The sequence below is a fragment of the Yersinia sp. 2540 StPb PI genome (assembly GCF_052217165.1).
In the GTDB taxonomy this organism is placed as follows: Bacteria; Pseudomonadota; Gammaproteobacteria; order Enterobacterales; family Enterobacteriaceae; genus Yersinia; species Yersinia enterocolitica_E.
Window position 1 is genome coordinate 4,427,931 of record NZ_JAZGQC010000001.1, and the last position, 23,218, is coordinate 4,451,148.

Here is a 23,218-nt window from a genome sequence, read left to right on the forward strand (position 1 = left end):
GGTAGGCAGCAAGCAATGCCGCTAACAACCCTGCTGCTGCAAGGACCAGGGTATTATTGGGCGCTATTCTGACGCCACCACTCCGACAGCAAAATACCGGTTGCCACTGACACATTCAGGCTTTCTACCCGGCCAGTTCCGCCGATAGACACACTCATATCGCCCTGCTGCCAGGCACTGTCGGTCAGGCCATCACTCTCTTGACCTAATACCAGCACCATTTTGGCAGGCAGTTCAGCTTTTGACAGACTGACACCTTTATGACTCGATGTGGTCACGATGGTGTAACCGGCTTTACGGAAGGTATCCAACACCGAGAGGAAATCGTCTGCATTGATAGCCTTGATATGCTCCGCACCACCTTCGGCGGTACGCACTGCAGCACCCGATTCCAGCATCGCCGGATCTTGCAACAACACACCGTTAATACCGAAATGCGCGCAGGTCCGCATAATGCCGCCGAGGTTATGTGGGTTACCCACATCTTCCAGCGCCAGTACACAGTCTTTAGCTTGAGTCTGCTGTTGCAGATAGGTTTCTGCATCCAGACCCTGACGTTTCTTGATAAGGAAGCACACGCCACCATGGTGTTCAGTGCCAGAAGCCTTCGCCAGCTCCTCTTCTTCAACCACATGATAAGCCTTGCGGTTAGCCGCCATCCATTTCAGCGCTTCGCGAAAACGAGGGGTAACTGACTGCACAAACCAGGCGCGGACGATAGCGTCCGGGCGGCTTTCAAACAATGCCTTACAAGCATTCTCACCATAAACACGTGTTTCTTCAGCCCGCTGGCGGCGCAATTGCGCCGGATCTACATGACTTTTACCGCTGATGCCACCATGATCAAACTCTGGCTCTTCTGATGGCGCACGGGATACCGTTTTCCACGGTGAATCGTAAGGGCCATTGCCTTCAGAACGTGCCGGGCGGCTAGGACTCACGCGTTCATTACGGCCGGAATCATTACGACGTGAATCATTATTACGCGATGAACTGCCCCGACTTGCATTGTCACCTGGACGACCTTTGCTTGCCGGACGCTGGTTTTTACTACGGTTATTGTTGTTACGGTCGTCACTGCTGCTTTCGTCACTGCGGACGTACATCACTTTAACTTTGCCGTTTTTGCCACTAAATGAATCGTTCATTGTCTTCTCCACCAACGCGCAGGGCGCGAAGATTACCTGATGTCCGCCCGGTTAGCCATAAGCAAGCGCTAAAAGCTAGCAACTATCGTATTCATCGAATAAACCTTTTTGGCACTTATCCCATTTATCTCCATAATAGATAACAACAAGGAAACAAGTCAGCGATGTTTTCTCTTCTATCTATTGAGACACTAAATAAAGGCTAATTTATGAATACGGTATGTACAGCTTGTATGGCGACTAACCGCCTACCGGAAGAACGTATTGATGACGGCGCTAAATGTGGGCGCTGCGGCCACTCTTTATTTGATGGCGAGGTGATTAACGCCACCACTGAAACGCTGGATAAATTGCTGCAAGATGACCTGCCGGTGGTCATCGACTTCTGGGCTCCGTGGTGCGGGCCTTGCCGCAGCTTCGCGCCTATCTATGAAGATGTTGCCGCAGAACGCGCCGGAAAAGTCCGTTTCGTCAAAGTTAACACCGAAGCCGAACCCGAGCTTAGTACCCGTTTCCGTATCCGCAGCATTCCTACTATTATGCTGTACCGCAACGGTAAAATGGTCGACATGCTCAGTGGCGCATTGCCAAAAGCGCCTTTTGATCATTGGCTAGATGAGCAATTATCAGTAGAGCCAGCCGCCCGATAAGCTAGTTTAACTCATTTATCGCGTCTCGGCGCAGCGTAGTCGCCCGGTGAGATTGATGCCCTGACAGTTTTTTGTCGGGGCATTGTTTTTTTGTTTTATGGTATGACTAAGCGTAAGGGTTGATTAGAATAGCGCTATTTCATCAGGAGTCCGTCGTGACTGAAATATTGATCACTGACCATGCTTTATTAGATACGGTTCTCACGACGGAAAATGCCGTACTGCGTTTACGCCGGCAGCGTTTAGCCGCATCCACGCGCGCCTATCGTGCCCGTGGCTGTCGCGCAATACGTTGTCAGGGCTGCTTGTTGGCAGAGCGTTTTTGTTTGTGCGATACCATAAAACCGCAGCCAGCCGCCAGCCGCTTTTGCCTGATTATGTTTGATACCGAACCCCTAAAACCCAGCAATACCGGCCGCTTGATCGCAGATATTCTGCCCGACACCCAAGCCTTTCTCTGGGCGCGCACTGAGGTTGACCCTGCATTGCTGGCGGCCATTGGCGACCCTGCGCGCCAGCCATATGTCGTATTCCCAGAAAAATACGCTGAACCACCACGGCAGATACTCAATCACTTGCCCATTAGCGATAAGCCTCCGCTATTTATACTGCTGGACGGCACCTGGAACGAAGCCAAAAAGATGTTCCGCAAAAGTCCCTATCTGGCTGACCTGCCGATGCTGTCACTCAATGTCACTAATAGCTCGGATTATCTGTTACGCGAAGCCCCACGCCCAGAGCAACACTGCACGGTCGAAGTCGCCGCTACCCTGCTACAACAAGCGGGTGATATTCAGGCCGCAGACCAATTAACGGCCCATTTCCTCTATTTCCGCCAGCAATATTTAGCGGGAAAACCTCACCATCCAGTGGGGCGAGTCACAGCAACTGTCGAAGAAAGCACATAAAATCAGATAAGCTGTCTTTAACTTATACCCAATAGATTTCAGGGCGCAGGAAGGCGGCGAATCGTTCTGGAACCAGTTTGAACAGTATTGATGCGAGCCCGCAGGCTGAGTGAGCGCAGCCAACACACCTGCAACTTGAAAGATAACGGGGATAAACGATGAGCCAACGTGGATTAGAAGCACTACTACGCCCGAAGTCTATTGCGGTTATCGGCGCTTCTGAAAAACCGGATCGCGCCGGTTTCCTGATGATGCGTAATTTGCTGGATGGCGGCTTCAATGGCCCTATTCTACCGGTGACCCCAACCCATAAAGCAGTATGTGGTGTGTTGGCTTACGCAGATATCGCTAGCCTGCCGATTACGCCCGATCTGGCGATTTTGTGTACTCATGACAGCCGCAATTTGGCCCTGTTGGAAGATCTCGGCATCCGTGGCTGTAAAGCAGTCATCATTCTGTCTGCCGCAACTGAACAGTTCCCAGAGCTGAAAGCCTGCGCGCAACGCCATCATATGCGCTTACTTGGCCCCAACAGCCTGGGCTTGCTGGCTCCGTGGCAAGGGCTAAATGCCAGTTTCTCACCCGTTCCCATCAAGAAAGGGCGGCTGGCATTTATCTCTCAATCAGCCGCGGTAGCAAACACCATTCTCGACTGGGCGCAGCAGCGGGAAGTTGGCTTCTCGTATTTTATTGCGCTGGGTGACAGCCTGGATATTGATGTCGATGACTTACTCGATTTCCTGGCCAGAGATGGCAAAACCAGTGCCATTATGCTGTATATCGAACATATCAGTGATGCGCGCCGGTTTTTATCCGCCTCGCGCAGCGCTTCGCGCAATAAACCGATTCTGGTGGTCAAAAGTGGCCGCACACAGCGTGCTCAGCAGTTGCTAAATGGTCAGCAAGGGCTGGACGCGGCTTATGATGCGGCGATTCAGCGGGCCGGCCTGCTGCGGGTGCAGGATACTCACGAGCTATTCTCCGCCGTCGAAACACTCAGCCACATGCACCCGCTACGGGGTGAACGGTTATTGATTGTCAGCAATGGTTCCGCCCCGGCGGCCATGGCGCTGGATGAGCTAATCAGCCGTAATGGCAAGTTGGCAACACTGTCTGATACCACCCAATCGGCGCTGAGTGCCGTGCTACCCTCTTTTGTTTCCTTACGTAATCCCATAGACTTGCGCGATGATGCCAGCGCTGAGCGCTATCTGGCGGCGCTTAAACCGCTACTGGACAGTACCGACTACGATGCGCTATTGCTGATTCATTCCCCGAGCGCTGCTGCGCCAGGGAGCAAAACAGCAGAATTACTGATTTCCGCTATCCGTCAGCACCCACGCGGCAAACGCCTTACCCTGCTCACTAACTGGTGTGGTGAATATTCATCACAAGATGCGCGCCGACTGTTCACCGAAGCCGGGATCCCCACCTATCGCACACCGGAAGGGGCGATTACTGCCTTTATGCATATGGTGGAATATCGCCGTAACCAGAAGCAATTGAAAGAGACACCTGCGCTGCCTGTCGGCCTCACCGCCAACACCGCCCACGTGCATCAGTTGATTCGCCAGGCGCTGGCAGAAGGTGCCACCCAGCTTGATACCCATGAAGTACAACCGATACTTGAAGCTTATGGCCTCAGCACACTGCCAACCTGGATTGCCAGTGATAGCGTAGAAGCGGTGCATATCGCCGAACGATTGGGCTATCCGGTTGCCATCAAACTGCGCTCGCCGGATATCCCGCACAAGTCAGAAGTCCAGGGCGTAATGCTGTATCTTCGTACCGCAATTGAAGTACAGCGGGCTGCTGACGATATTCTTGACCGGGTAAGGCGCACTTATCCGCAAGCCCGTATCCACGGGTTGCTGGTGCAAAGTATGGCGAACCGCGCAGGCGCTCAGGAATTGCGAATTGCAGTAGAGCAAGATGCGATTTTCGGCCCGTTGATCATGTTAGGTGAAGGTGGCATCGAATGGCATCATGAAACTCAGGCCGCCGTCGCGCTGCCGCCACTCAATATGGCACTGGCCCGCTACCTGATTATACAAGCGGTCAAAGGCGGCAAAATTCGCAGCCGTGGATCATTACAACCCTTGGATATCCCTGGCTTGAGCCGTTTACTGGTACAAGTCTCTAATCTAATTCTCGATTGCCCCGAAATCAGCCGGTTAGATATTCACCCGGTACTTGCGTCAGGTAGCGAATTCACACTGTTAGATGTTTCGATGCAACTGGCACCTGTCAGCGGCGATCCGCAGGCACGGTTGGCGATCCGCCCCTATCCACACGAGTTGGAACAAAAGGTCGAACTTAAAGATGGCTCTCACTGTCTGTTCCGCCCAATTTTGCCAGAAGATGAACCACTACTAAAATTGTTTATTGATCAAGTCACTAAAGAAGATCTCTACTATCGCTACTTCAGTGAAATAAATGAATTCAGCCATGATGATTTGGCGAATATGACGCAGATTGACTATGATCGAGAAATGGCATTTGTCGCTGTGCGTCAAAAAAATGATGGCCCTGAAATTATTGGCGTCACGCGCGCGTTGTCTGACCCTGACAATATTGACGCCGAGTTTGCCGTGTTGGTGCGCTCAGACCTTAAAGGGCTGGGTCTGGGGCGGGAACTATTAGAAAAGATGATTCAGTATACTCGCAGCCATGGGTTAACACGGTTAACCGCAGTCACCATGCCCAACAACCGTGGCATGATCGGTTTAGCTAAAAAACTCGGTTTTAGTATTGATGTACAGATGGAAGATGGGATCGTTAATCTGGAGCTGACACTTTGATTTCAGTTACATGAATCACCGTGATATATACCACAACCCCAAACGATTCGGTCTTTGGCAGGCAAAACTTGCGCACAATCCGCGAAAGTAGTGGTATTATCGCCCAACTCAATGGATTAGTGTTTTTTAGGATATGGCGGTTCTGCCATCAAATAACAAGAGAAGAAGCGCACTGTGATGTTGTCAAAATTCAAACGTAGTAAACATCAACAACACCTTGCACAACTGCCCAAACTCCCTCAGTCAGTTGATGATGTCCAAACACTTTATTGCCCCAAGGTTTTCCGCTCCACTCTGCTGGATTTAATAGGCCTGGCGACCAAACGTATTTATCTGGTAGCGCTCTACCTGGAGCAGGATGATGCAGGCCGGGACGTAATGAATGCCCTCTATCAGGCTAAGCTTCAGCGCCCAGAACTGGAGATTTGCGTGCTGGTAGACTGGCACCGCGCACAACGTGGGCGTATTGGAGCCGCAGCGGTCAATACCAATGCTGATTGGTACTGTGAAATGGCAGCCAATCATCCGAATGTTTGCGTTCCGATTTACGGTGTTCCAGTCAATACTCGCGAAGCACTCGGCGTGTTGCATCTGAAAGGTTTTATCATTGATGATACTGTGATTTACAGTGGTGCCAGTATCAATGATGTCTACCTCTATCAAAACGATAAGTATCGTTATGACCGATACCAATTAATCACGAATCCATCATTGGCCGAAATTATGGTCGATTACGTGAAACAACGGATGCTAAGTGCAGGAGCGGTGCAACGCTTGGATCGTGCTGATCGACCGACCAATCCTGAGATTAAAAATGAGACCCGACAGTTTCGCTCGTCACTGCGCGACATCGGCTATCAATTTCCGGCACAAGCGAGTAATGATGAACTAGCCGTCACCCCATTGGTTGGCTTAGGCAAAAAGAGTCAACTGAATAAAACGATTCATCATTTAATGGCCTCCGCTGACGAACGACTCACTATTTGTACACCTTACTTTAATCTGCCAGCACTGTTAGTCCGCAATATCATTTATCTACTGCGTGAAGGGAAACAGGTCGAGATTATTGTTGGTGATAAAACAGCAAATGACTTTTATATTCCAGAAGATCAACCATTTAAGATTATTGGCGCGTTACCTTACTTATACGAAATCAACCTGCGCCGCTTCCTGAGTCGCTTACAGCGTTTTGTCGATAGCGGGCAATTAATCGTGCGCCTGTGGAAAGATGGCGATAATACTTATCATCTGAAAGGAATGTGGGTTGATAATAATTGGCAGTTGATTACCGGTAATAACCTGAATCCACGCGCATGGCGTTTGGATCTGGAAAATGCCATTTTGATCCACGATCCTAAGCATGAGATGCACGAGCAGCGCGCTAAAGAGCTGGAGTGTATCCGTACTCATACTAAAGTTGTTTCACATTACCTTGAGCTTGAGAATATTCAGCAATATCCAGTCAAGGTTCGCAAATTGATCCGTCGTTTGCGCAGGATCCGTATCGATCGGCTGATTAGCCGCATTCTATAAATATAAAAACCCGGTTACATGCCGGGTTTTTTGTATCTAGCCAGAGGAGAGACGGCATGTGGTGCCCACCTTATCTTCGCCCATTACTTATCGCTCCACTGTTTTTTCTCAGTTCTGCATGCACGCACATGGCTAATGATAATTGGACCGGGAAAGATAAGGCACAACATTTCTTTGCCTCCGCCGTTTTAGCCGCCGCTGGCACTGCCTATGGTGAGCATCAAAACTGGTCCGATGCCAAGAGCCGTAATTTTGGCCTGCTGTTTTCTATCGGGATCGGGGCGGGTAAGGAGTTATATGATAGTCGTCAAGGTGGGACTGGCTGGAGCTGGAAGGATTTTGCCTGGGACGTCGCTGGTGCAATGACAGGTTACAGCCTTTATCAAGCGGCAAACTGACCTCACTACAGCAATAAACACGCTATTCCTACGATAAAACCTTACTTACCCGGTTCAAATCCTCACAGCTAAATCCATAAACAAAAAAAGCCACCTATCAAGGTAGCCTTCTGTTTTATTCATCGCTGTAACGGCCGGATTTGACTCATCTGACTATGAACCCTGCGGCGCAACCACTCTAAGGTCACTATTTATACATATTTCACTATTCTGCCCATAGCAAAAACCCCACGCTTTTGGCATGGGGTCTCGGCTTTATTTGATGCCTGGCAGTGTACGAATGGCTTTCCTGCCATTCGCCCTTCGGGCCGTTGCAAGCAACGTTAAAATCGTTCCCGACGATTTTTTCCTACAATATTCGTCTCATCTTGAGGATGAGTCTCACCCCTCCGGGGCCAGCGCAAGCGCTGTTCAAACTGCATTCGCAGTAGTATTCGTCTCATCTTGAGGATGAGTCTCACCCCTCCGGGGCCAGCGCAAGCGCTGTTCAAACTGCATTCGCAGTTTGTCGCATGTCATGCTCGAGTCGAACCTGTACACCAGACAAACAAAAAAGGCCACCCGTTAGGGTAGCCTCTTTTGCTTGTTTGATGCCTGGCAGTGTCCTACTCTCGCATGGGGAGACCCCACACTACCATCGGCGCTACGGCGTTTCACTTCTGAGTTCGGCATGGGATCAGGTGGGACCACCGCGCTAAGGCCGCCAGGCAAATTCTGTCTAAACTAAACCCGCTATATGTTTCCACACAGCCAGCCAGCCCAATCTCGGAACTTCGCTGAAAATATCAATCTTTCAAATCAAAACACCTTTGGTGTTGTAAGGTTAAGCCTCACGGATCATTAGTACTGGTTAGCTCAATGCATCGCTGCACTTACACACCCAGCCTATCAACGTCATAGTCTTTAACGTTCCTTCAGGGGGCTTAAAGCCCCAGGGAAGACTCATCTCGAGGCAAGTTTCCCGCTTAGATGCTTTCAGCGGTTATCTCTTCCGAATTTAGCTACCGGGCAATGCCATTGGCATGACAACCCGAACACCAGTGATTCGTCCACTCCGGTCCTCTCGTACTAGGAGCAGCCCCTCTCAATCTTCCAACGCCCACGGCAGATAGGGACCGAACTGTCTCACGACGTTCTAAACCCAGCTCGCGTACCACTTTAAATGGCGAACAGCCATACCCTTGGGACCTACTTCAGCCCCAGGATGTGATGAGCCGACATCGAGGTGCCAAACACCGCCGTCGATATGAACTCTTGGGCGGTATCAGCCTGTTATCCCCGGAGTACCTTTTATCCGTTGAGCGATGGCCCTTCCATTCAGAACCACCGGATCACTAAGACCTACTTTCGTACCTGCTCGAGCCGTCACTCTCGCAGTCAAGCTAGCTTATGCCTTTGCACTAACCTCACGATGTCCGACCGTGATTAGCTAACCTTCGTGCTCCTCCGTTACTCTTTGGGAGGAGACCGCCCCAGTCAAACTACCCACCAGACACTGTCCTCACCCCAGATTATGGGGCCGAGTTAGAACATCAAACATTAAAGGGTGGTATTTCAAGGTTGGCTCCATGCAGACTGGCGTCCACACTTCAATGCCTCCCACCTATCCTACACATCAAGGCTCAATGTTCAGTGTCAAGCTATAGTAAAGGTTCACGGGGTCTTTCCGTCTTGCCGCGGGTACACTGCATCTTCACAGCGAGTTCAATTTCACTGAGTCTCGGGTGGAGACAGCCTGGCCATCATTACGCCATTCGTGCAGGTCGGAACTTACCCGACAAGGAATTTCGCTACCTTAGGACCGTTATAGTTACGGCCGCCGTTTACTGGGGCTTCGATCAAGAGCTTCGCCTTGCGGCTGACCCCATCAATTAACCTTCCAGCACCGGGCAGGCGTCACACCGTATACGTCCACTTTCGTGTTTGCACAGTGCTGTGTTTTTATTAAACAGTTGCAGCCAGCTGGTATCTGCGACTGGCTTCGGCGCCGGGAGCAAGTCCCATTACCTAATGCCAGCGTGCCTTCTCCCGAAGTTACGGCACCATTTTGCCTAGTTCCTTCACCCGAGTTCTCTCAAGCGCCTGAGTATTCTCTACCTGACCACCTGTGTCGGTTTGGGGTACGATTTAATGTTACCTGATGCTTAGAGGCTTTTCCTGGAAGCTTGGCATCAACTACTTCATCACCGTAGTGACTCGTCATCACACCTCAGCGTTGATATACAACCGGATTTACCAAGTCGTACCGCCTACATGCTTAAACCGGGACAACCGTCGCCCGGCTAGCCTAGCCTTCTCCGTCCCCCCTTCGCAGTAACACCAAGTACAGGAATATTAACCTGTTTCCCATCGACTACGCTTTTCAGCCTCGCCTTAGGGGTCGACTCACCCTGCCCCGATTAACGTTGGACAGGAACCCTTGGTCTTCCGGCGTGCGGGTTTTTCACCCGCATTATCGTTACTTATGTCAGCATTCGCACTTCTGATACCTCCAGCAACCCTCACAGGTCACCTTCAACGGCTTACAGAACGCTCCCCTACCCAACAACACCTAAGTGTCGCTGCCGCAGCTTCGGTGCATGGTTTAGCCCCGTTACATCTTCCGCGCAGGCCGACTCGACCAGTGAGCTATTACGCTTTCTTTAAATGATGGCTGCTTCTAAGCCAACATCCTGGCTGTCTATGCCTTCCCACATCGTTTCCCACTTAACCATGACTTTGGGACCTTAGCTGGCGGTCTGGGTTGTTTCCCTCTTCACGACGGACGTTAGCACCCGCCGTGTGTCTCCCGTGATAACATTCTTCGGTATTCGGAGTTTGCATCGGTTTGGTAAGTCGGGATGACCCCCTAGCCGAAACAGTGCTCTACCCCCGAAGATGAGTTCACGAGGCGCTACCTAAATAGCTTTCGGGGAGAACCAGCTATCTCCCGGTTTGATTGGCCTTTCACCCCCAGCCACAAGTCATCCGCTAATTTTTCAACATTAGTCGGTTCGGTCCTCCAGTTAGTGTTACCCAACCTTCAACCTGCCCATGGCTAGATCACCGGGTTTCGGGTCTATACCTTGCAACTAGACGCCCAGTTAAGACTCGGTTTCCCTACGGCTCCCCTATTCGGTTAACCTTGCTACAAAATATAAGTCGCTGACCCATTATACAAAAGGTACGCAGTCACACCACGAAGGTGCTCCCACTGCTTGTACGTACACGGTTTCAGGTTCTATTTCACTCCCCTCGCCGGGGTTCTTTTCGCCTTTCCCTCACGGTACTGGTTCACTATCGGTCAGTCAGGAGTATTTAGCCTTGGAGGATGGTCCCCCCATATTCAGACAGGATGTCACGTGTCCCGCCCTACTCATCGAGTTCACAGCAAGTGTGTTTTGGTGTACGGGACTATCACCCTGTACCGTGCGACTTTCCAGACGCTTCCACTAACACACAAACTGATTCAGACTCTGGGCTCTTCCCCGTTCGCTCGCCGCTACTGGGGGAATCTCGGTTGATTTCTTTTCCTCGGGGTACTTAGATGTTTCAGTTCCCCCGGTTCGCCTTGCATGGCTATGTATTCACCATGCAATAGTGCAACGAATTGCACTGGGTTTCCCCATTCGGGTATCGTCGGTTGTAACGCTTCATATCAGCTTACCGACGCTTTTCGCAGATTAGCACGCCCTTCATCGCCTCTGACTGCCTAGGCATCCACCGTGTACGCTTAGTCGCTTAACCTCACAACCCAAAGGTGTTTTTCGTTATTGGTGTGGCTGTGAACACACTCTGCTATGTTGTGCAGTGCGCGCAATCCTCATGAACGTTAAGTTCACTCCGGTTGCTGTGCGCTGTACGCCTTGCCGAGTGTCTTCTCGCTCACACTGCAACAATGATTAACCCATTGTCATTGCGATTATTTGAGAGACTCTATTACAGGTTACTCTTTATCTCAGTATATCTACGGAGAGATAAATTTCGGCTGTAATGTTTCAATTTTCAGCTTGTTCCAGATTGTTAAAGAGCAATATCTTAAACACGACTCCTTAAAGTCATCTTTAAGATATTCAGTTGATAATGTCTTTCACACATTATCGGAGTGGCGTCCCCAAGGGGATTCGAACCCCTGTTACAGCCGTGAAAGGGCAGTGTCCTAGGCCTCTAGACGATGGGGACACAAAAATTTCTACTGAATCACTGATTCAGTATTTTTGTGTAAAGGTGAGAATGTGGTGACACATTCGAACGACTGATGCAGTAAAAACTCGATACCGAGGTCTTATTGCACAATCATCACCCTCATCAACAGGTGCTCTTGCTCATTTACATTCATCAGACAATCTGTGTGGACACTACGCAATGCGTATCGTTTAGGTAAGGAGGTGATCCAACCGCAGGTTCCCCTACGGTTACCTTGTTACGACTTCACCCCAGTCATGAATCACAAAGTGGTAAGCGCCCTCCCGAAGGTTAAGCTACCTACTTCTTTTGCAACCCACTCCCATGGTGTGACGGGCGGTGTGTACAAGGCCCGGGAACGTATTCACCGTAGCATTCTGATCTACGATTACTAGCGATTCCGACTTCATGGAGTCGAGTTGCAGACTCCAATCCGGACTACGACAGACTTTATGTGGTCCGCTTGCTCTCGCGAGTTCGCTTCACTTTGTATCTGCCATTGTAGCACGTGTGTAGCCCTACTCGTAAGGGCCATGATGACTTGACGTCATCCCCACCTTCCTCCGGTTTATCACCGGCAGTCTCCCTTGAGTTCCCACCATTACGTGCTGGCAACAAAGGATAAGGGTTGCGCTCGTTGCGGGACTTAACCCAACATTTCACAACACGAGCTGACGACAGCCATGCAGCACCTGTCTCACGGTTCCCGAAGGCACTAAAGCATCTCTGCTAAATTCCGTGGATGTCAAGAGTAGGTAAGGTTCTTCGCGTTGCATCGAATTAAACCACATGCTCCACCGCTTGTGCGGGCCCCCGTCAATTCATTTGAGTTTTAACCTTGCGGCCGTACTCCCCAGGCGGTCGACTTAACGCGTTAGCTCCGGAAGCCACGCCTCAAGGGCACAACCTCCAAGTCGACATCGTTTACAGCGTGGACTACCAGGGTATCTAATCCTGTTTGCTCCCCACGCTTTCGCACCTGAGCGTCAGTCTTTGTCCAGGGGGCCGCCTTCGCCACCGGTATTCCTCCAGATCTCTACGCATTTCACCGCTACACCTGGAATTCTACCCCCCTCTACAAGACTCTAGCTTGCCAGTTTCAAATGCAGTTCCCACGTTAAGCGCGGGGATTTCACATCTGACTTAACAAACCGCCTGCGTGCGCTTTACGCCCAGTAATTCCGATTAACGCTTGCACCCTCCGTATTACCGCGGCTGCTGGCACGGAGTTAGCCGGTGCTTCTTCTGCGAGTAACGTCAATCAACCGTGCTATTAACACGATTGCCTTCCTCCTCGCTGAAAGTGCTTTACAACCCGAAGGCCTTCTTCACACACGCGGCATGGCTGCATCAGGCTTGCGCCCATTGTGCAATATTCCCCACTGCTGCCTCCCGTAGGAGTCTGGACCGTGTCTCAGTTCCAGTGTGGCTGGTCATCCTCTCAGACCAGCTAGGGATCGTCGCCTAGGTGAGCCATTACCCCACCTACTAGCTAATCCCATCTGGGCACATCCGATGGCGTGAGGCCCGAAGGTCCCCCACTTTGCTCTTGCGAGGTCATGCGGTATTAGCTACCGTTTCCAGTAGTTATCCCCCTCCATCAGGCAGTTTCCCAGACATTACTCACCCGTCCGCCGCTCGCCGGCAAAGTAGTAAACTACTTCCCGCTGCCGCTCGACTTGCATGTGTTAGGCCTGCCGCCAGCGTTCAATCTGAGCCATGATCAAACTCTTCAATTTAAGATTTGTTTGATTTGCTGCTAATAAAAGCAGCGATGCTCAAAGATTACTTTCTGCAAATAAGCATTCGAACCGAAGTTCAAATGTGTACTGCTTTGGTCACTCTTCAAGACTTTGATATTTCTTCTGCCTGTCGAAACAGGCTTCGATATCGTCTTGCGAGTGCCCACACAGATTGTCTGATAAATTGTTAAAGAGCGTTCGTTACCCGTTTGCCTTTCGGCGAATCTTACGGTAACGCGGGAGGCAGATATTACGCTTTCCCGCTACAGAGTCAACCACTTAATCAGTTAATTTTCTCTGCTCTTCCCGGCCACTCTGTGAAGTTGCTCACAGCGCCGTGTCGATGGATGCGCATTATAGGGAGCCGCCTCAGAATGGCAAGGGTTTATCTTAAAGTTTTTTCTAACTGCTGATTATTTGAACGCAAAGACTACTTATGACGCGTTTTTATCGCTTTTGGCAGGTCAGCCAGACTATTTAGCACCCAATCAGCTAGCACCTCTCCTTCTGCGCTAACAGGCTTGCCAGTGCGAACTAACACTTTAGTGCCGACATTAGCCGCTAATGCTGCCTGCATATCTTCAATTTTGTCACCAACCATATAAGAAGAAGCCATATCAATGTTCAATTCGCTTTGTGCTTGCAGTAACATGCCAGGCAGCGGTTTGCGGCATTCACATGTTTCACTGAACTCCGCTACACTGCCATCGGGGTGATGCGGACAGAAGTAGATGCCGTCCAGGTCAACACCACGGTCAGCCAGAGACCAATCCATCCACTCGGTGAGACTTACAAATTGCTCTTCGGTAAACATACCGCGTGCAATACCTGATTGATTGGTTACCAATACCAAAGCGAAACCCATTTCTTTCAATTCACGACAAGCATCAATAACACCGTCTATAAACTGGAAGTTATCAATTTCGTGGACATAACCGTGATCAACATTAATTGTACCATCACGATCTAAAAATATTGCGGGGACGGGCTGAGTCACTTATCTGCTCCTGAGGGCTGTAAACCCCACTAGTATCGCATGTTTTATTACCGATTGAGAATGGAAGAGAATCGGTGTTGCCAGTTGACTTGGCCGTCTAGACGCCTTAACATCCAATCTATACTTTGGTTCCGCTGAAGTTTACTTTTTATCTAGCCACGGAAACGACGATAAAATAAGAATAATATGATTAAACTTTCTCACATCAGCAAAGTGTTCCAACAGGGTTCGCACACTATTACCGCGCTTACAGACGTTAGTCTACACGTCCCTGCTGGACAAATTTATGGCGTTATCGGTGCATCAGGTGCGGGTAAAAGTACACTGATTCGCTGTGCCAATATGTTAGAGCGCCCTACCAGCGGCCAGGTTCTGGTTGATGGGCAAGATCTGACAACCTTATCTGAAGGTGAACTGACGCGTGCGCGTCGTCAAATCGGCATGATTTTTCAGCATTTCAATTTACTGTCATCTCGCACGGTGTATGGCAATATTGCGTTGCCTCTAGAGCTGGATAACACGTCACGCGCAGATATAAAGAAGAGAGTTACCGAACTGTTGGATCTGGTCGGTTTAGCGGATAAGCAAGATGCTTACCCGGCTAACTTGTCGGGCGGTCAGAAGCAGCGTGTTGCTATCGCGCGTGCTTTAGCCAGTAATCCAAAAGTCTTGTTGTGCGATGAAGCCACCAGCGCATTAGACCCGGCAACCACTCGTTCGATTCTGGAGCTGCTTAAGGACATTAATCGTCGTCTGGGACTAACTATTTTGCTTATTACTCATGAAATGGATGTGGTGAAACGCATCTGTGATCAGGTTGCTGTAATAAGTGAAGGCAAATTGATTGAGAAAGACAGTGTCAGTGAAGTGTTCTCGCATCCGAAAACCCCGCTGGCGCAACAATTTATCCAATCAACACTCCATTTGGATATTCCAGAAGATTACGCCCAGCGTATGACGCAGGAACCAACTGCAGATCGCGTTCCACTGCTGAAATTGGAGTTCACCGGTCAGTCCGTTGACGCACCACTCATTTCACAAGCGGTGCGCCGTTTCAATATTGATATCGGGATTCTCAGTTCGCAGATGGATTATGCCGGTGGCGTTAAGTTTGGTGTCATGTTAGCAGAGCTGCATGGCGACGATCAGGATGGCCTCGCTGCCATCAAGTTTTTGCAAGATCATCATGTAAAAGTAGAGGTTCTGGGTTATGTCTGAGGCAATGATGTGGTTAATGGGCCGAGGCGTCTGGGAAACTCTGATGATGACTTTTGTGTCTGGTTTCTTTGGTTTTGTGCTAGGACTGCCGGTTGGGGTGCTGCTGTATGTCACTCGCCCAGGGCAAATTATCGCCAACAATAAGATTTACCGCACCCTGTCTGGAGTTGTGAATATTTTCCGTTCCATACCTTTTATTATCTTATTGGTGTGGATGATTCCATTCACTCGAATGATTGTCGGTACATCGATTGGGTTACAGGCGGCGATTGTGCCACTAACAGTCGGTGCAGCCCCCTTTATTGCTCGTATGGTGGAGAATGCCCTACTAGAGATTCCATCTGGTTTGGTTGAGGCTGCCCGTGCGATGGGAGCGACCCCAATGCAAATTATTAAAAAGGTGTTGTTGCCCGAAGCCCTACCCGGCTTGGTGAATGCCGCCACTATTACATTAATTACCCTGGTCGGTTATTCCGCGATGGGTGGTGCAGTCGGTGCCGGTGGCTTAGGCCAGATCGGTTATCAGTATGGTTACATTGGCTATAACGCCACGGTAATGAATACTGTATTAGTATTATTAGTAATTTTGGTTTACCTGATTCAGTTCAGTGGCGATCGGATCGTAAAAGCCGTTACCCACAAATAGTTCTTAACACATCAATTACCCAAAGGAATTGATGTTGCAGGTAGGCGGCAAGCGAACATATCCCGATAAGCTTATTCAAGTAAGTGATTCGGGTAAGTGAAAATTGCTAACAACCCTGCAGCGCCAAGTACCAAGGGTATAGCGACTGCCTCACACAGCGGCGCATCTTAACGAATGTCTATAGAGGAAGGGATATGTCTTTAAAATTCAAATCTATCGCGGCAGTCAGTGCACTGATTGGTACCTTGGCTCTGGTGGGTTGCGGCCCGGCAGAGAAAGATCCAAACCACATTAAAGTTGGTGTCATTGTGGGTGCCGAGCAACAAGTTGCTGAAGTTGCTCAAAAAGTGGCAAAAGACAAATATGGTCTGGATGTTGAACTGGTTACCTTTAACGACTATGTTTTGCCAAACGAAGCATTGAGCAAAGGTGATATTGACCTGAATGCCTTCCAGCATAAGCCTTATCTGGATCAGCAAATTAAAGATCGTGGCTACAAGTTAGTGTCTGTGGGTAACTCATTCGTTTATCCAATTGCTGGTTACTCTAAGAAAATCAAATCATTGGAAGAGTTACAACAGGGTTCTCAGGTCGCACTGCCAAATGACCCGACCAATCTGGGCCGTTCTCTGTTGCTACTGCAAAAAGTGGGGCTGATTAAACTGAAAGACGGTGTTGGTCTGCTGCCAACCGTGTTGGATGTGGTTGAGAATCCTAAAAACCTGAAACTGGTTGAACTGGAAGCCCCTCAGTTACCACGTTCTTTGGATGACCAACAAATCGCCTTGGCGATTATCAATACCACCTACGCCAGCCAGATTGGTTTAACACCGGCTAAAGATGGCTTGTTCGTGGAAGATAAAGAGTCACCTTACGTCAATCTGATCGTGGCTCGCGAAGATAACAAAGATGCGGAAAACGTGAAGAAATTCGTTCAGGCATATCAGTCTGATGAAGTTTACGATGCAGCAAACAAAGCATTCAACGGTGGTGCAGTGAAAGGCTGGTAAGTGTTAATTGGCTATTTTGCTGAATATGGCGTTAGCTAAAATCAGTGTTTGCTAAATATATTGCAAGACGGGCTATGGCCCGTCTTGTTATTTGCATCATAGATTGCTTCAATAGCGCCTCTTAAATAAAAAAGGCTGAGGAATTTCTATGCGTGCGTTACCTCTGTGTCTGTTAGCACTTTCGCTAACTGGATGCTCCATGCTTCAATCAAAGCCATCCACCACAGAAAGTCCGGTTAAGCAACCACCTCCGGTGACTAAACCCAGCCCAACGGCAGCCCCTCGTCCGGCACCGGTAAAACTTTATAAAAGTGCTGAAGAACTTGTTGGCAAGCCTTTCCGCGACTTAGGCGAAGTATCCGGTGAGTCTTGCCAATCTACCGTTCAGGACTCTCCAGCCAGTATCGCCACCGCCCGTAAGAGAATGCAGACCCGTGCTTCTTATATGAAAGCCAATGCGGTGCTGCTACACGGATGTGAAATACAAAGTGGCGTTCCTGGCTGCTATCAACAAGCGGTGTGCCAAGGTTCTGCACTGAACGTTTCATCAAAATGAGTGTATTTTCCTTCAATCAGATCGGGGTGATTCGCTCACCCTATAAAGAAAAGTTTGCGGTGCCAAGGCAGCCCGGTCTAATTGAAGATGGCGGTGGTGAGTTACAGTTAGTGGCTCCCTATAATCAGCCGGAAGCCGTGCGTGGGTTATCTGACTTCAGTCATGTATGGGTGATGTTCGTTTTCCATCAAACCATGGCGGGGGGTTGGCGTCCGACGGTTCGCCCGCCACGTTTAGGCGGTAATACACGGATGGGCGTATTTGCCACTCGCTCCACTTTCCGGCCAAATCCTATCGGCATGTCGTTGATTGAGCTGAAAGGGATACGTTGCCAGGGCGCAGAGGTGATTCTGGAGTTGGGGAGTCTGGATCTGGTTGATGGAACCCCGGTGATTGACATTAAACCCTATCTGCCTTTCGCAGAGAGCCAGCCACTGGCGCGCGCTGGTTTTGCGCAGACAGCCCCAGATGCAGATATGCCGGTGTGTTTCTCAGCCACCGCTGAGCAACAGTTAGTACAGCAGCAGACGCGTTATCCACATTTGCGGCGTTTTATCAGCCAGGTTTTGGCACAAGACCCCCGTCCAGCCTACCGTAAAGACGATAATGAAAGCCGCGAATACGCGGTTCTGTTGCTGGAATTTAATGTGCGTTGGCGGGTTATGGGCCAGCAAACAGAAGTGTTGTCGCTCGACCCACGCTAAATTTCAGCCAGCTCTCTTTTGACAACCCGTACTCGCTGGTAAACTAAACCACTTTTTACTTTTTGGACTGCCTCTACTTGTTGCAGTGCTAATGGAACCAAAACATCATGCGTACTAGCCAATATCTGCTCTCCACTCTAAAGGAGACACCTGCCGATGCTGAAGTGATCAGTCACCAACTGATGCTTCGTGCCGGGATGATCCGTAAACTGGCATCAGGTCTTTATACCTGGTTACCGACCGGAGTTAGGGTGTTGAAGAAAGTCGAAAACATCGTGCGCGAAGAGATGAATAACGCCGGTGCTATTGAGGTTTCAATGCCCGTCGTACAACCGGCTGATTTGTGGCAGGAGAGTGGTCGCTGGGAACAGTATGGTCCTGAGCTATTGCGTTTTGTCGATCGCGGCGAACGCCCATTTGTGCTCGGTCCAACTCATGAAGAAGTGATTACTGACCTGATTCGCGGTGAGATCAACTCTTACAAACAGTTGCCGCTAAATTTTTTCCAAATCCAGACCAAGTTCCGTGATGAAGTTCGCCCACGTTTCGGCGTGATGCGTGCTCGCGAGTTCCTGATGAAAGATGCTTACTCTTTCCATACCACTCAGGAATCGTTGCAGGAAACTTACGACGCGATGTATGCGGCCTACAGTAAGATTTTCTCTCGTATGGATCTGAATTTCCGTGCAGTTCTGGCAGATACCGGTTCAATTGGTGGCAGTGCATCGCATGAATTCCAAGTGCTGGCCGAGAGTGGCGAAGACGACATCGTGTTCTCAACCGGTTCTGATTATGCCGCTAATATTGAGTTTGCTGAAGCAGTGGCTCCTGATGAACCACGGGCTAGCGCCACGGAAGAGCTGCGTATCATTGATACCCCGAATGCAAAAACCATCGCTGAATTGGTCGAGCAGTTCAACCTTCCAATAGTGAAAACAGTGAAAACCTTATTGGTACATGCTCACGAAGAGAGTGGTCACAAACTGGTTGCGTTGCTGGTTCGCGGTGATCATGAACTCAATGAGATTAAAGCAGAAAAACTGCTACAAATCGCCAAACCACTGACCTTTGCCAGTGAAGAAGAGATTCGTGCAGTGATTGGCGCAGGTCCAGGGTCATTAGGCCCGGTTAATTTGCAGTTGCCAATCGTGATTGACCGCAGTGTGGCAGCAATGAGTGATTTTGGTGCTGGCGCGAATATCGACGGCAAACACTACTTTGGTATTAATTGGGAGCGTGACTTACCGCTGCCACAAATTGCCGATTTACGTAATGTGGTTGAAGGTGATATCAGCCCTGATGGCAAAGGCACATTACTTATCAAGCGTGGTATTGAAGTCGGTCATATCTTCCAGCTAGGCACTAAATACTCGGAAGCGATGAAAGCCACGGTTCAGGGCGAAGATGGCCGTAACCAAGTGATGACCATGGGTTGTTACGGTATTGGCGTATCCCGTGTAGTAGCAGCGGCCATTGAGCAGAATCATGACGACCGTGGCATTATTTGGCCGGATGCGATTGCACCGTTCCAGGTAGCCATTTTGCCAATGAATATGCACAAATCTTTCCGCGTGAAAGAGTTGGCAGAAGAGCTGTATGCCACTCTGCGTGCCCATGGTATTGACGTGATTCTTGATGACCGCAAAGAACGCCCAGGCGTGATGTTTGCCGATATGGAGCTGATTGGCGTGCCACACAATATCGTGATTGGTGACCGCAATCTCGACTGCGAAGAGGTGGAATATAAAAACCGCCGTGTTGGTGAGAAGCAGATGATTAAAACCAGTGAAATCATTGAGTTCCTGCTGGGCCAAATCAAGCGCTAATTGACCCTAAATAAACCGCTGAGCCGCTGGATAGTTAACTCACTACCAGCGGCTTTTTATTGCAGCAACGGATAGATTCTATTTACTGCCGCAACTCTTACTGGCATTAAACTTAATGTTATCAGCCGGAATCAGCGTTTTGTCTGATTGCCCTTCTTCCATCGATGGCCGCACATCAAAATGGCCATTAAGGGTTAAAAATACCGGTTCACCGACCTTTTTACGGGCCTTTAAATATCCGGTTTCCAGTGCAATATTATTCTCGACTGGGAAGGTTCGGCCGGTAGCACAATCGGTAAATACGGCGGCATCAGCAAAATACTTATACATACCGCTCAACGGCATCGGCGTTTTGGGTAACGGCTGATCACTCGGGGTAAGCTGATAATTCAATGCTGACTGAATCGCCAATCCTTGTTGGTCGAGCATCACCAGATTTTTACCTACTGGCCGAAAGTAGCGTTTCTCCCCTTGCCCGTTAGTAAGTACCAACTTATCAGCAGTACGCGCCCACTGACCGTATTCAGCAAAGGTTTGATCGCTCTCGTTGTTATCGCCAGCATGAGCAGTACCACGATAAATTTCCTTCAGGATAAAAGTCCCATCGCTATCAAGGAACAGTGAGGTATCCAAACCACTGCAATCCGCGCAGGGTAATACGCCCTGATAGCTTTGCTGCATAGGTTGTAAAGCCTGTTCAACCGGTTGATGTCGATTGTTGCAACCTAATAATGACAGTGCACCTACTGCCAAAAATAGCGTTATTGTTAATTTTTTCACAGTCATTCTCCCATACTGTGTCCGATATATAAGGAATGAAGCCACATTAGTCACAATGTATAAATCCCAGGCTAAATAATGGCATCACTCCTGATGTATTTTGCCGCGCAGTGCTTTGGTCGCACCTTTGCGGACTTTGCCCTCGACTCGCCTTATTTTTGAGCCTTTGGTCGGTTTTGTCGCCCGACGAGCCTTTTCTACCACCATTGCCTGACGGATTAATGCCACCAGCCGCGCCAATGCCGCTTCGCGATTCATATCCTGGCTGCGGTATTCTTGCGCTTTGATGATAACGACACCCTCTGCCGTCATCAAATGGCTATTTAGCAATAATAACCTTTCTTTATAGTACTCTGGCAGGCTTGAAGCCTTAATGTCAAAGCGCAAATGAATGGCAGTTGAGGTTTTATTGACGTGCTGTCCCCCCGCGCCCTGCGCCCGGATCGCCGTCAGCTCAATCTCACTGTCAGGTAGACTGACATAATTAGATATAATCAGCACGCTTATTGCCCGTCGCCTTGCCATTCATCAAAACTAATTTCCAGATTATTCTGAGCATCCGACAACCAAATAGTTCCCTCTTGCAACGTAGCCTGTAACGACATATTACGATTCGCAAGTGCCGTCAACTTGGCCATCTGTTCATCACCCAAGAAGCGCACCCGCAAATTGCGGTGCCCGGATAACTTATCCCGGACTTGTGGCCACCACACCTTAGCTGCGCGTTCGCTGTAGGCATACAGCACCACTTGCTGTGACTGATTACAGGCTTTACGCAGACGTTTCTCCTCTGGTAACCCCAGCTCAACCCACAATTCAATACCGTTATGGTCATTATGACGCCAAATCTCCGGCTCATCGTCAGCGCTCAGACCTTTAGTAAACTGCAAACGCTCATCAGCGTGGCAGATCCATGCGAGTAACCTCAGCATCATACGCTGGTCAGTTTCGGAGGGGTGCTGCGCGATAGTCAGGTTAACATCCTGAAAAAAATTACGATCCATATCCGCAATGTTAACAGCAGCTTTATGGATGGTTGCTTTTAGTGCCATGGGTGACCTCTTAATTATCTGGCGGACAGTGTACTTGATCCAGTCTGCCAGCAGCCAGCCAACCCTGCATAAAGAGAACGATTAGTGGCATCAATGCGAAAAAGAAACCTTGTGCCACACTCTAATATCTCTATCACTCCTGTGCTATAGTCCTTATAAGTTCAGAGTTTATCTTCGTAGGTTGACAGTGTGTCGCTTCCGCTGAGAATCTACTGGGTTAAACTTTTCCAGGAGGATTACTGTGCAGCAATACTGTGAATTAGTACGCCGTTTTTATGCCCAAATTGGAAGTGGCGATCTGGGTTACGTACCAGACGCATTGCGCTGTGTATTGAAAGCATTGGACGAAGTTGCGGCTAACGACGCACTACCGTCCTCCGTTAGGGAACAGGCGGCCTTTGCCGCCGCTAACTTATTGGTGAGCGATTATGTCGATGAGTGAAGAGTATCAACCCATCAATTGTGATGACTACGATAATCTAGAGCTCGCCTGCCAACATCACCTGATACTGACGTTGAAGTTGAGAGGCGGTGAGATCGTAGAAGGTAAAGCCAGCGATCTGCTGCTGAGAAAAAAGGTCGAATACCTAATTATCGAGCAAGAAGGAACAATGCGCGAGTTGCGTCTGGACTATATTGCCAGCTTCAGTCACCCCGAGATAGGGACTGTTGTGGTGAGTGCATCATAGCTTCATCCCATTATATTGATGACGGGCCGCTGAAAAGTGGCCCGTTTTGCATTCAGGGCAAACCAAACCGAATTAAGGTTTTAAACTGGCATAGTAAGCCGCCAAATCAGAGAAATCCTCGTCGGTTAAAGGCGCAACATAAGCCTGCATCACTCCAGCTTGCCCACCAGTTCGCTCCCCTTTTTTATACGCTTTTAATGATTGTTCTAAATACATGGCATTTTGCCCAGCCAGATTAGGATACATCGGCACCGAAACCTTACCTTGTGCACCATGACAAGCCACACAACTGGCAGACTTAACCCGCCCCGCTTCGATATCATTTTTTGCCAACACCGAGAAACTACTCAATCCCCATAACACCATTATACTGACGACTAATTTCATCATTACTCC

The 23,218-nt window shown here is 49.5% G+C and carries 19 protein-coding genes, 1 tRNA gene and 3 rRNA genes; 13 read left to right on the forward strand and 10 right to left on the reverse strand.

Annotated elements, in window-relative coordinates:
* Nucleotides 1-53: 53 nt before the first annotated feature.
* Nucleotides 54-1,148: a tRNA/rRNA methyltransferase gene (locus V1956_RS20770; RefSeq protein WP_083160197.1), complete on the reverse strand. Its 1,095-nt coding sequence runs from the start codon at nt 1,146-1,148 to the stop codon at nt 54-56.
* 209 nt (nt 1,149-1,357) lie between these two features.
* On the opposite strand from V1956_RS20770, the gene trxC reads away from it, so the two are divergent.
* From trxC to V1956_RS20795, 5 genes are all read left to right on the forward strand, one after another.
* Nucleotides 1,358-1,798: a thioredoxin TrxC gene (trxC, locus tag V1956_RS20775; RefSeq protein ID WP_420071328.1), complete on the forward strand. Its 441-nt coding sequence runs from the start codon at nt 1,358-1,360 to the stop codon at nt 1,796-1,798.
* A 155-nt stretch (nt 1,799-1,953) separates the two neighbouring features.
* Entirely contained in the window at nt 1,954-2,706 is a 753-nt protein-coding gene (locus V1956_RS20780; RefSeq protein WP_372558126.1) for a tRNA-uridine aminocarboxypropyltransferase, read from the forward strand.
* Nucleotides 2,707-2,864: 158 nt separating this feature from the next.
* Nucleotides 2,865-5,507: a bifunctional acetate--CoA ligase family protein/GNAT family N-acetyltransferase gene (locus tag V1956_RS20785; RefSeq protein ID WP_420071326.1), complete on the forward strand. Its 2,643-nt coding sequence runs from the start codon at nt 2,865-2,867 to the stop codon at nt 5,505-5,507.
* 180 nt (nt 5,508-5,687) lie between these two features.
* Nucleotides 5,688-7,040 (forward strand): CDP-diacylglycerol--serine O-phosphatidyltransferase, encoded by a 1,353-nt coding sequence (gene pssA, locus V1956_RS20790; RefSeq protein WP_372559835.1) that lies wholly within the window; start codon nt 5,688-5,690, stop codon nt 7,038-7,040.
* 56 nt (nt 7,041-7,096) lie between these two features.
* Nucleotides 7,097-7,438 (forward strand): YfiM family lipoprotein, encoded by a 342-nt coding sequence (locus V1956_RS20795; protein WP_083160207.1) that lies wholly within the window; start codon nt 7,097-7,099, stop codon nt 7,436-7,438.
* Between the two features lie 592 nt (nt 7,439-8,030).
* On the opposite strand, the gene rrf is transcribed toward V1956_RS20795, so the two are convergent.
* The 5 genes from rrf to gmhB all read right to left on the reverse strand — a co-directional run bounded on the left by rrf (nt 8,031) and on the right by gmhB (nt 14,341).
* A 5S ribosomal RNA gene (gene rrf, locus V1956_RS20800) occupies nt 8,031-8,146 on the reverse strand.
* A gap of 111 nt (nt 8,147-8,257) precedes the next feature.
* A 23S ribosomal RNA gene (locus V1956_RS20805) occupies nt 8,258-11,164 on the reverse strand.
* A 359-nt stretch (nt 11,165-11,523) separates the two neighbouring features.
* Nucleotides 11,524-11,599 (reverse strand) — tRNA-Glu (locus V1956_RS20810).
* Between the two features lie 199 nt (nt 11,600-11,798).
* Nucleotides 11,799-13,341 (reverse strand): 16S ribosomal RNA (locus V1956_RS20815).
* Together the 16S, 23S and 5S rRNA genes with 1 tRNA gene alongside form the textbook arrangement of a ribosomal RNA operon.
* 433 nt (nt 13,342-13,774) lie before the next feature.
* Entirely contained in the window at nt 13,775-14,341 is a 567-nt protein-coding gene (gmhB, locus tag V1956_RS20820) for a D-glycero-beta-D-manno-heptose 1,7-bisphosphate 7-phosphatase (protein ID WP_372559751.1), read from the reverse strand.
* 186 nt (nt 14,342-14,527) lie between these two features.
* Here gmhB and metN point away from each other — a divergent pair, with 186 nt between their 5' ends.
* From metN to proS, 6 genes are all read left to right on the forward strand, one after another.
* Nucleotides 14,528-15,559, forward strand: a complete 1,032-nt coding sequence (gene metN / locus V1956_RS20825) for a methionine ABC transporter ATP-binding protein MetN (RefSeq protein ID WP_083162968.1) — start codon at nt 14,528-14,530, stop codon at nt 15,557-15,559.
* Nucleotides 15,552-16,205 carry a methionine ABC transporter permease MetI gene (locus tag V1956_RS20830; protein WP_050078607.1) on the forward strand — a complete coding sequence of 218 codons (654 nt, stop codon included), beginning with the start codon at nt 15,552-15,554 and terminating at the stop codon, nt 16,203-16,205. Before metN ends, V1956_RS20830 begins: the two co-directional genes overlap by 8 nt.
* 194 nt (nt 16,206-16,399) lie before the next feature.
* On the forward strand, nt 16,400-17,215 hold the full coding sequence (locus V1956_RS20835; protein WP_442825613.1) for a MetQ/NlpA family lipoprotein: 816 nt from the start codon (nt 16,400-16,402) through the stop codon (nt 17,213-17,215).
* Between the two features lie 148 nt (nt 17,216-17,363).
* Nucleotides 17,364-17,771: an Rcs stress response system protein RcsF gene (rcsF, locus tag V1956_RS20840; protein WP_083162966.1), complete on the forward strand. Its 408-nt coding sequence runs from the start codon at nt 17,364-17,366 to the stop codon at nt 17,769-17,771.
* Nucleotides 17,768-18,475 (forward strand): tRNA (N6-threonylcarbamoyladenosine(37)-N6)-methyltransferase TrmO, encoded by a 708-nt coding sequence (gene tsaA / locus V1956_RS20845; protein WP_372559753.1) that lies wholly within the window; start codon nt 17,768-17,770, stop codon nt 18,473-18,475. Before rcsF ends, tsaA begins: the two co-directional genes overlap by 4 nt.
* 107 nt (nt 18,476-18,582) lie before the next feature.
* A complete protein-coding gene (proS, locus tag V1956_RS20850; protein ID WP_442825614.1) occupies nt 18,583-20,301 on the forward strand; it encodes a proline--tRNA ligase in 1,719 nt (572 codons plus the stop codon).
* A 78-nt stretch (nt 20,302-20,379) separates the two neighbouring features.
* Here the strand turns inward: proS and nlpE are convergent, their stop codons facing one another.
* From nlpE to V1956_RS20865, 3 genes are all read right to left on the reverse strand, one after another.
* Nucleotides 20,380-21,081 carry an envelope stress response activation lipoprotein NlpE gene (nlpE, locus tag V1956_RS20855; protein WP_193784790.1) on the reverse strand — a complete coding sequence of 234 codons (702 nt, stop codon included), beginning with the start codon at nt 21,079-21,081 and terminating at the stop codon, nt 20,380-20,382.
* An 84-nt stretch (nt 21,082-21,165) separates the two neighbouring features.
* Nucleotides 21,166-21,582, reverse strand: a complete 417-nt coding sequence (gene arfB / locus V1956_RS20860) for an alternative ribosome rescue aminoacyl-tRNA hydrolase ArfB (RefSeq protein ID WP_372559755.1) — start codon at nt 21,580-21,582, stop codon at nt 21,166-21,168.
* 2 nt (nt 21,583-21,584) lie between these two features.
* Nucleotides 21,585-22,133, reverse strand: coding sequence for a YaeQ family protein (locus V1956_RS20865; RefSeq protein ID WP_442825615.1), 549 nt, complete (start codon nt 22,131-22,133; stop codon nt 21,585-21,587).
* Nucleotides 22,134-22,374: 241 nt separating this feature from the next.
* Between V1956_RS20865 and V1956_RS20870 the strand changes: the two genes are divergently transcribed.
* Together V1956_RS20870 and rof are read left to right on the forward strand one after the other, a co-directional pair.
* A complete protein-coding gene (locus tag V1956_RS20870) occupies nt 22,375-22,575 on the forward strand; it encodes a YaeP family protein (protein ID WP_005185672.1) in 201 nt (66 codons plus the stop codon).
* Nucleotides 22,562-22,822 carry a Rho-binding antiterminator gene (gene rof, locus V1956_RS20875; protein ID WP_083162954.1) on the forward strand — a complete coding sequence of 87 codons (261 nt, stop codon included), beginning with the start codon at nt 22,562-22,564 and terminating at the stop codon, nt 22,820-22,822. Before V1956_RS20870 ends, rof begins: the two co-directional genes overlap by 14 nt.
* A gap of 72 nt (nt 22,823-22,894) precedes the next feature.
* Here rof and V1956_RS20880 read toward each other — a convergent pair whose 3' ends face one another.
* Entirely contained in the window at nt 22,895-23,212 is a 318-nt protein-coding gene (locus tag V1956_RS20880) for a c-type cytochrome (RefSeq protein ID WP_372559757.1), read from the reverse strand.
* Between the last annotated feature and the right edge of the window lie 6 nt (nt 23,213-23,218).

Bases quoted from the DNA above. Each gene is read 5' to 3' on its own strand.
- V1956_RS20770 (WP_083160197.1), bottom strand. From the start codon at position 1,148: ATGAACGATTCATTTAGTGGCAAAAACGGCAAAGTTAAAGTGATGTAC.
- trxC (WP_420071328.1), top strand. From the start codon at position 1,358: ATGAATACGGTATGTACAGCTTGTATGGCGACTAACCGCCTACCGGAA.
- V1956_RS20785 (WP_420071326.1), top strand. From the start codon at position 2,865: ATGAGCCAACGTGGATTAGAAGCACTACTACGCCCGAAGTCTATTGCG.
- V1956_RS20795 (WP_083160207.1), top strand. From the start codon at position 7,097: ATGTGGTGCCCACCTTATCTTCGCCCATTACTTATCGCTCCACTGTTT.
- metN (WP_083162968.1), top strand. From the start codon at position 14,528: ATGATTAAACTTTCTCACATCAGCAAAGTGTTCCAACAGGGTTCGCAC.
- V1956_RS20830 (WP_050078607.1), top strand. From the start codon at position 15,552: ATGTCTGAGGCAATGATGTGGTTAATGGGCCGAGGCGTCTGGGAAACT.
- V1956_RS20835 (WP_442825613.1), top strand. From the start codon at position 16,400: ATGTCTTTAAAATTCAAATCTATCGCGGCAGTCAGTGCACTGATTGGT.
- rcsF (WP_083162966.1), top strand. From the start codon at position 17,364: ATGCGTGCGTTACCTCTGTGTCTGTTAGCACTTTCGCTAACTGGATGC.
- tsaA (WP_372559753.1), top strand. From the start codon at position 17,768: ATGAGTGTATTTTCCTTCAATCAGATCGGGGTGATTCGCTCACCCTAT.
- proS (WP_442825614.1), top strand. From the start codon at position 18,583: ATGCGTACTAGCCAATATCTGCTCTCCACTCTAAAGGAGACACCTGCC.
- V1956_RS20865 (WP_442825615.1), bottom strand. From the start codon at position 22,133: ATGGCACTAAAAGCAACCATCCATAAAGCTGCTGTTAACATTGCGGAT.
- rof (WP_083162954.1), top strand. From the start codon at position 22,562: ATGTCGATGAGTGAAGAGTATCAACCCATCAATTGTGATGACTACGAT.
- V1956_RS20880 (WP_372559757.1), bottom strand. From the start codon at position 23,212: ATGATGAAATTAGTCGTCAGTATAATGGTGTTATGGGGATTGAGTAGT.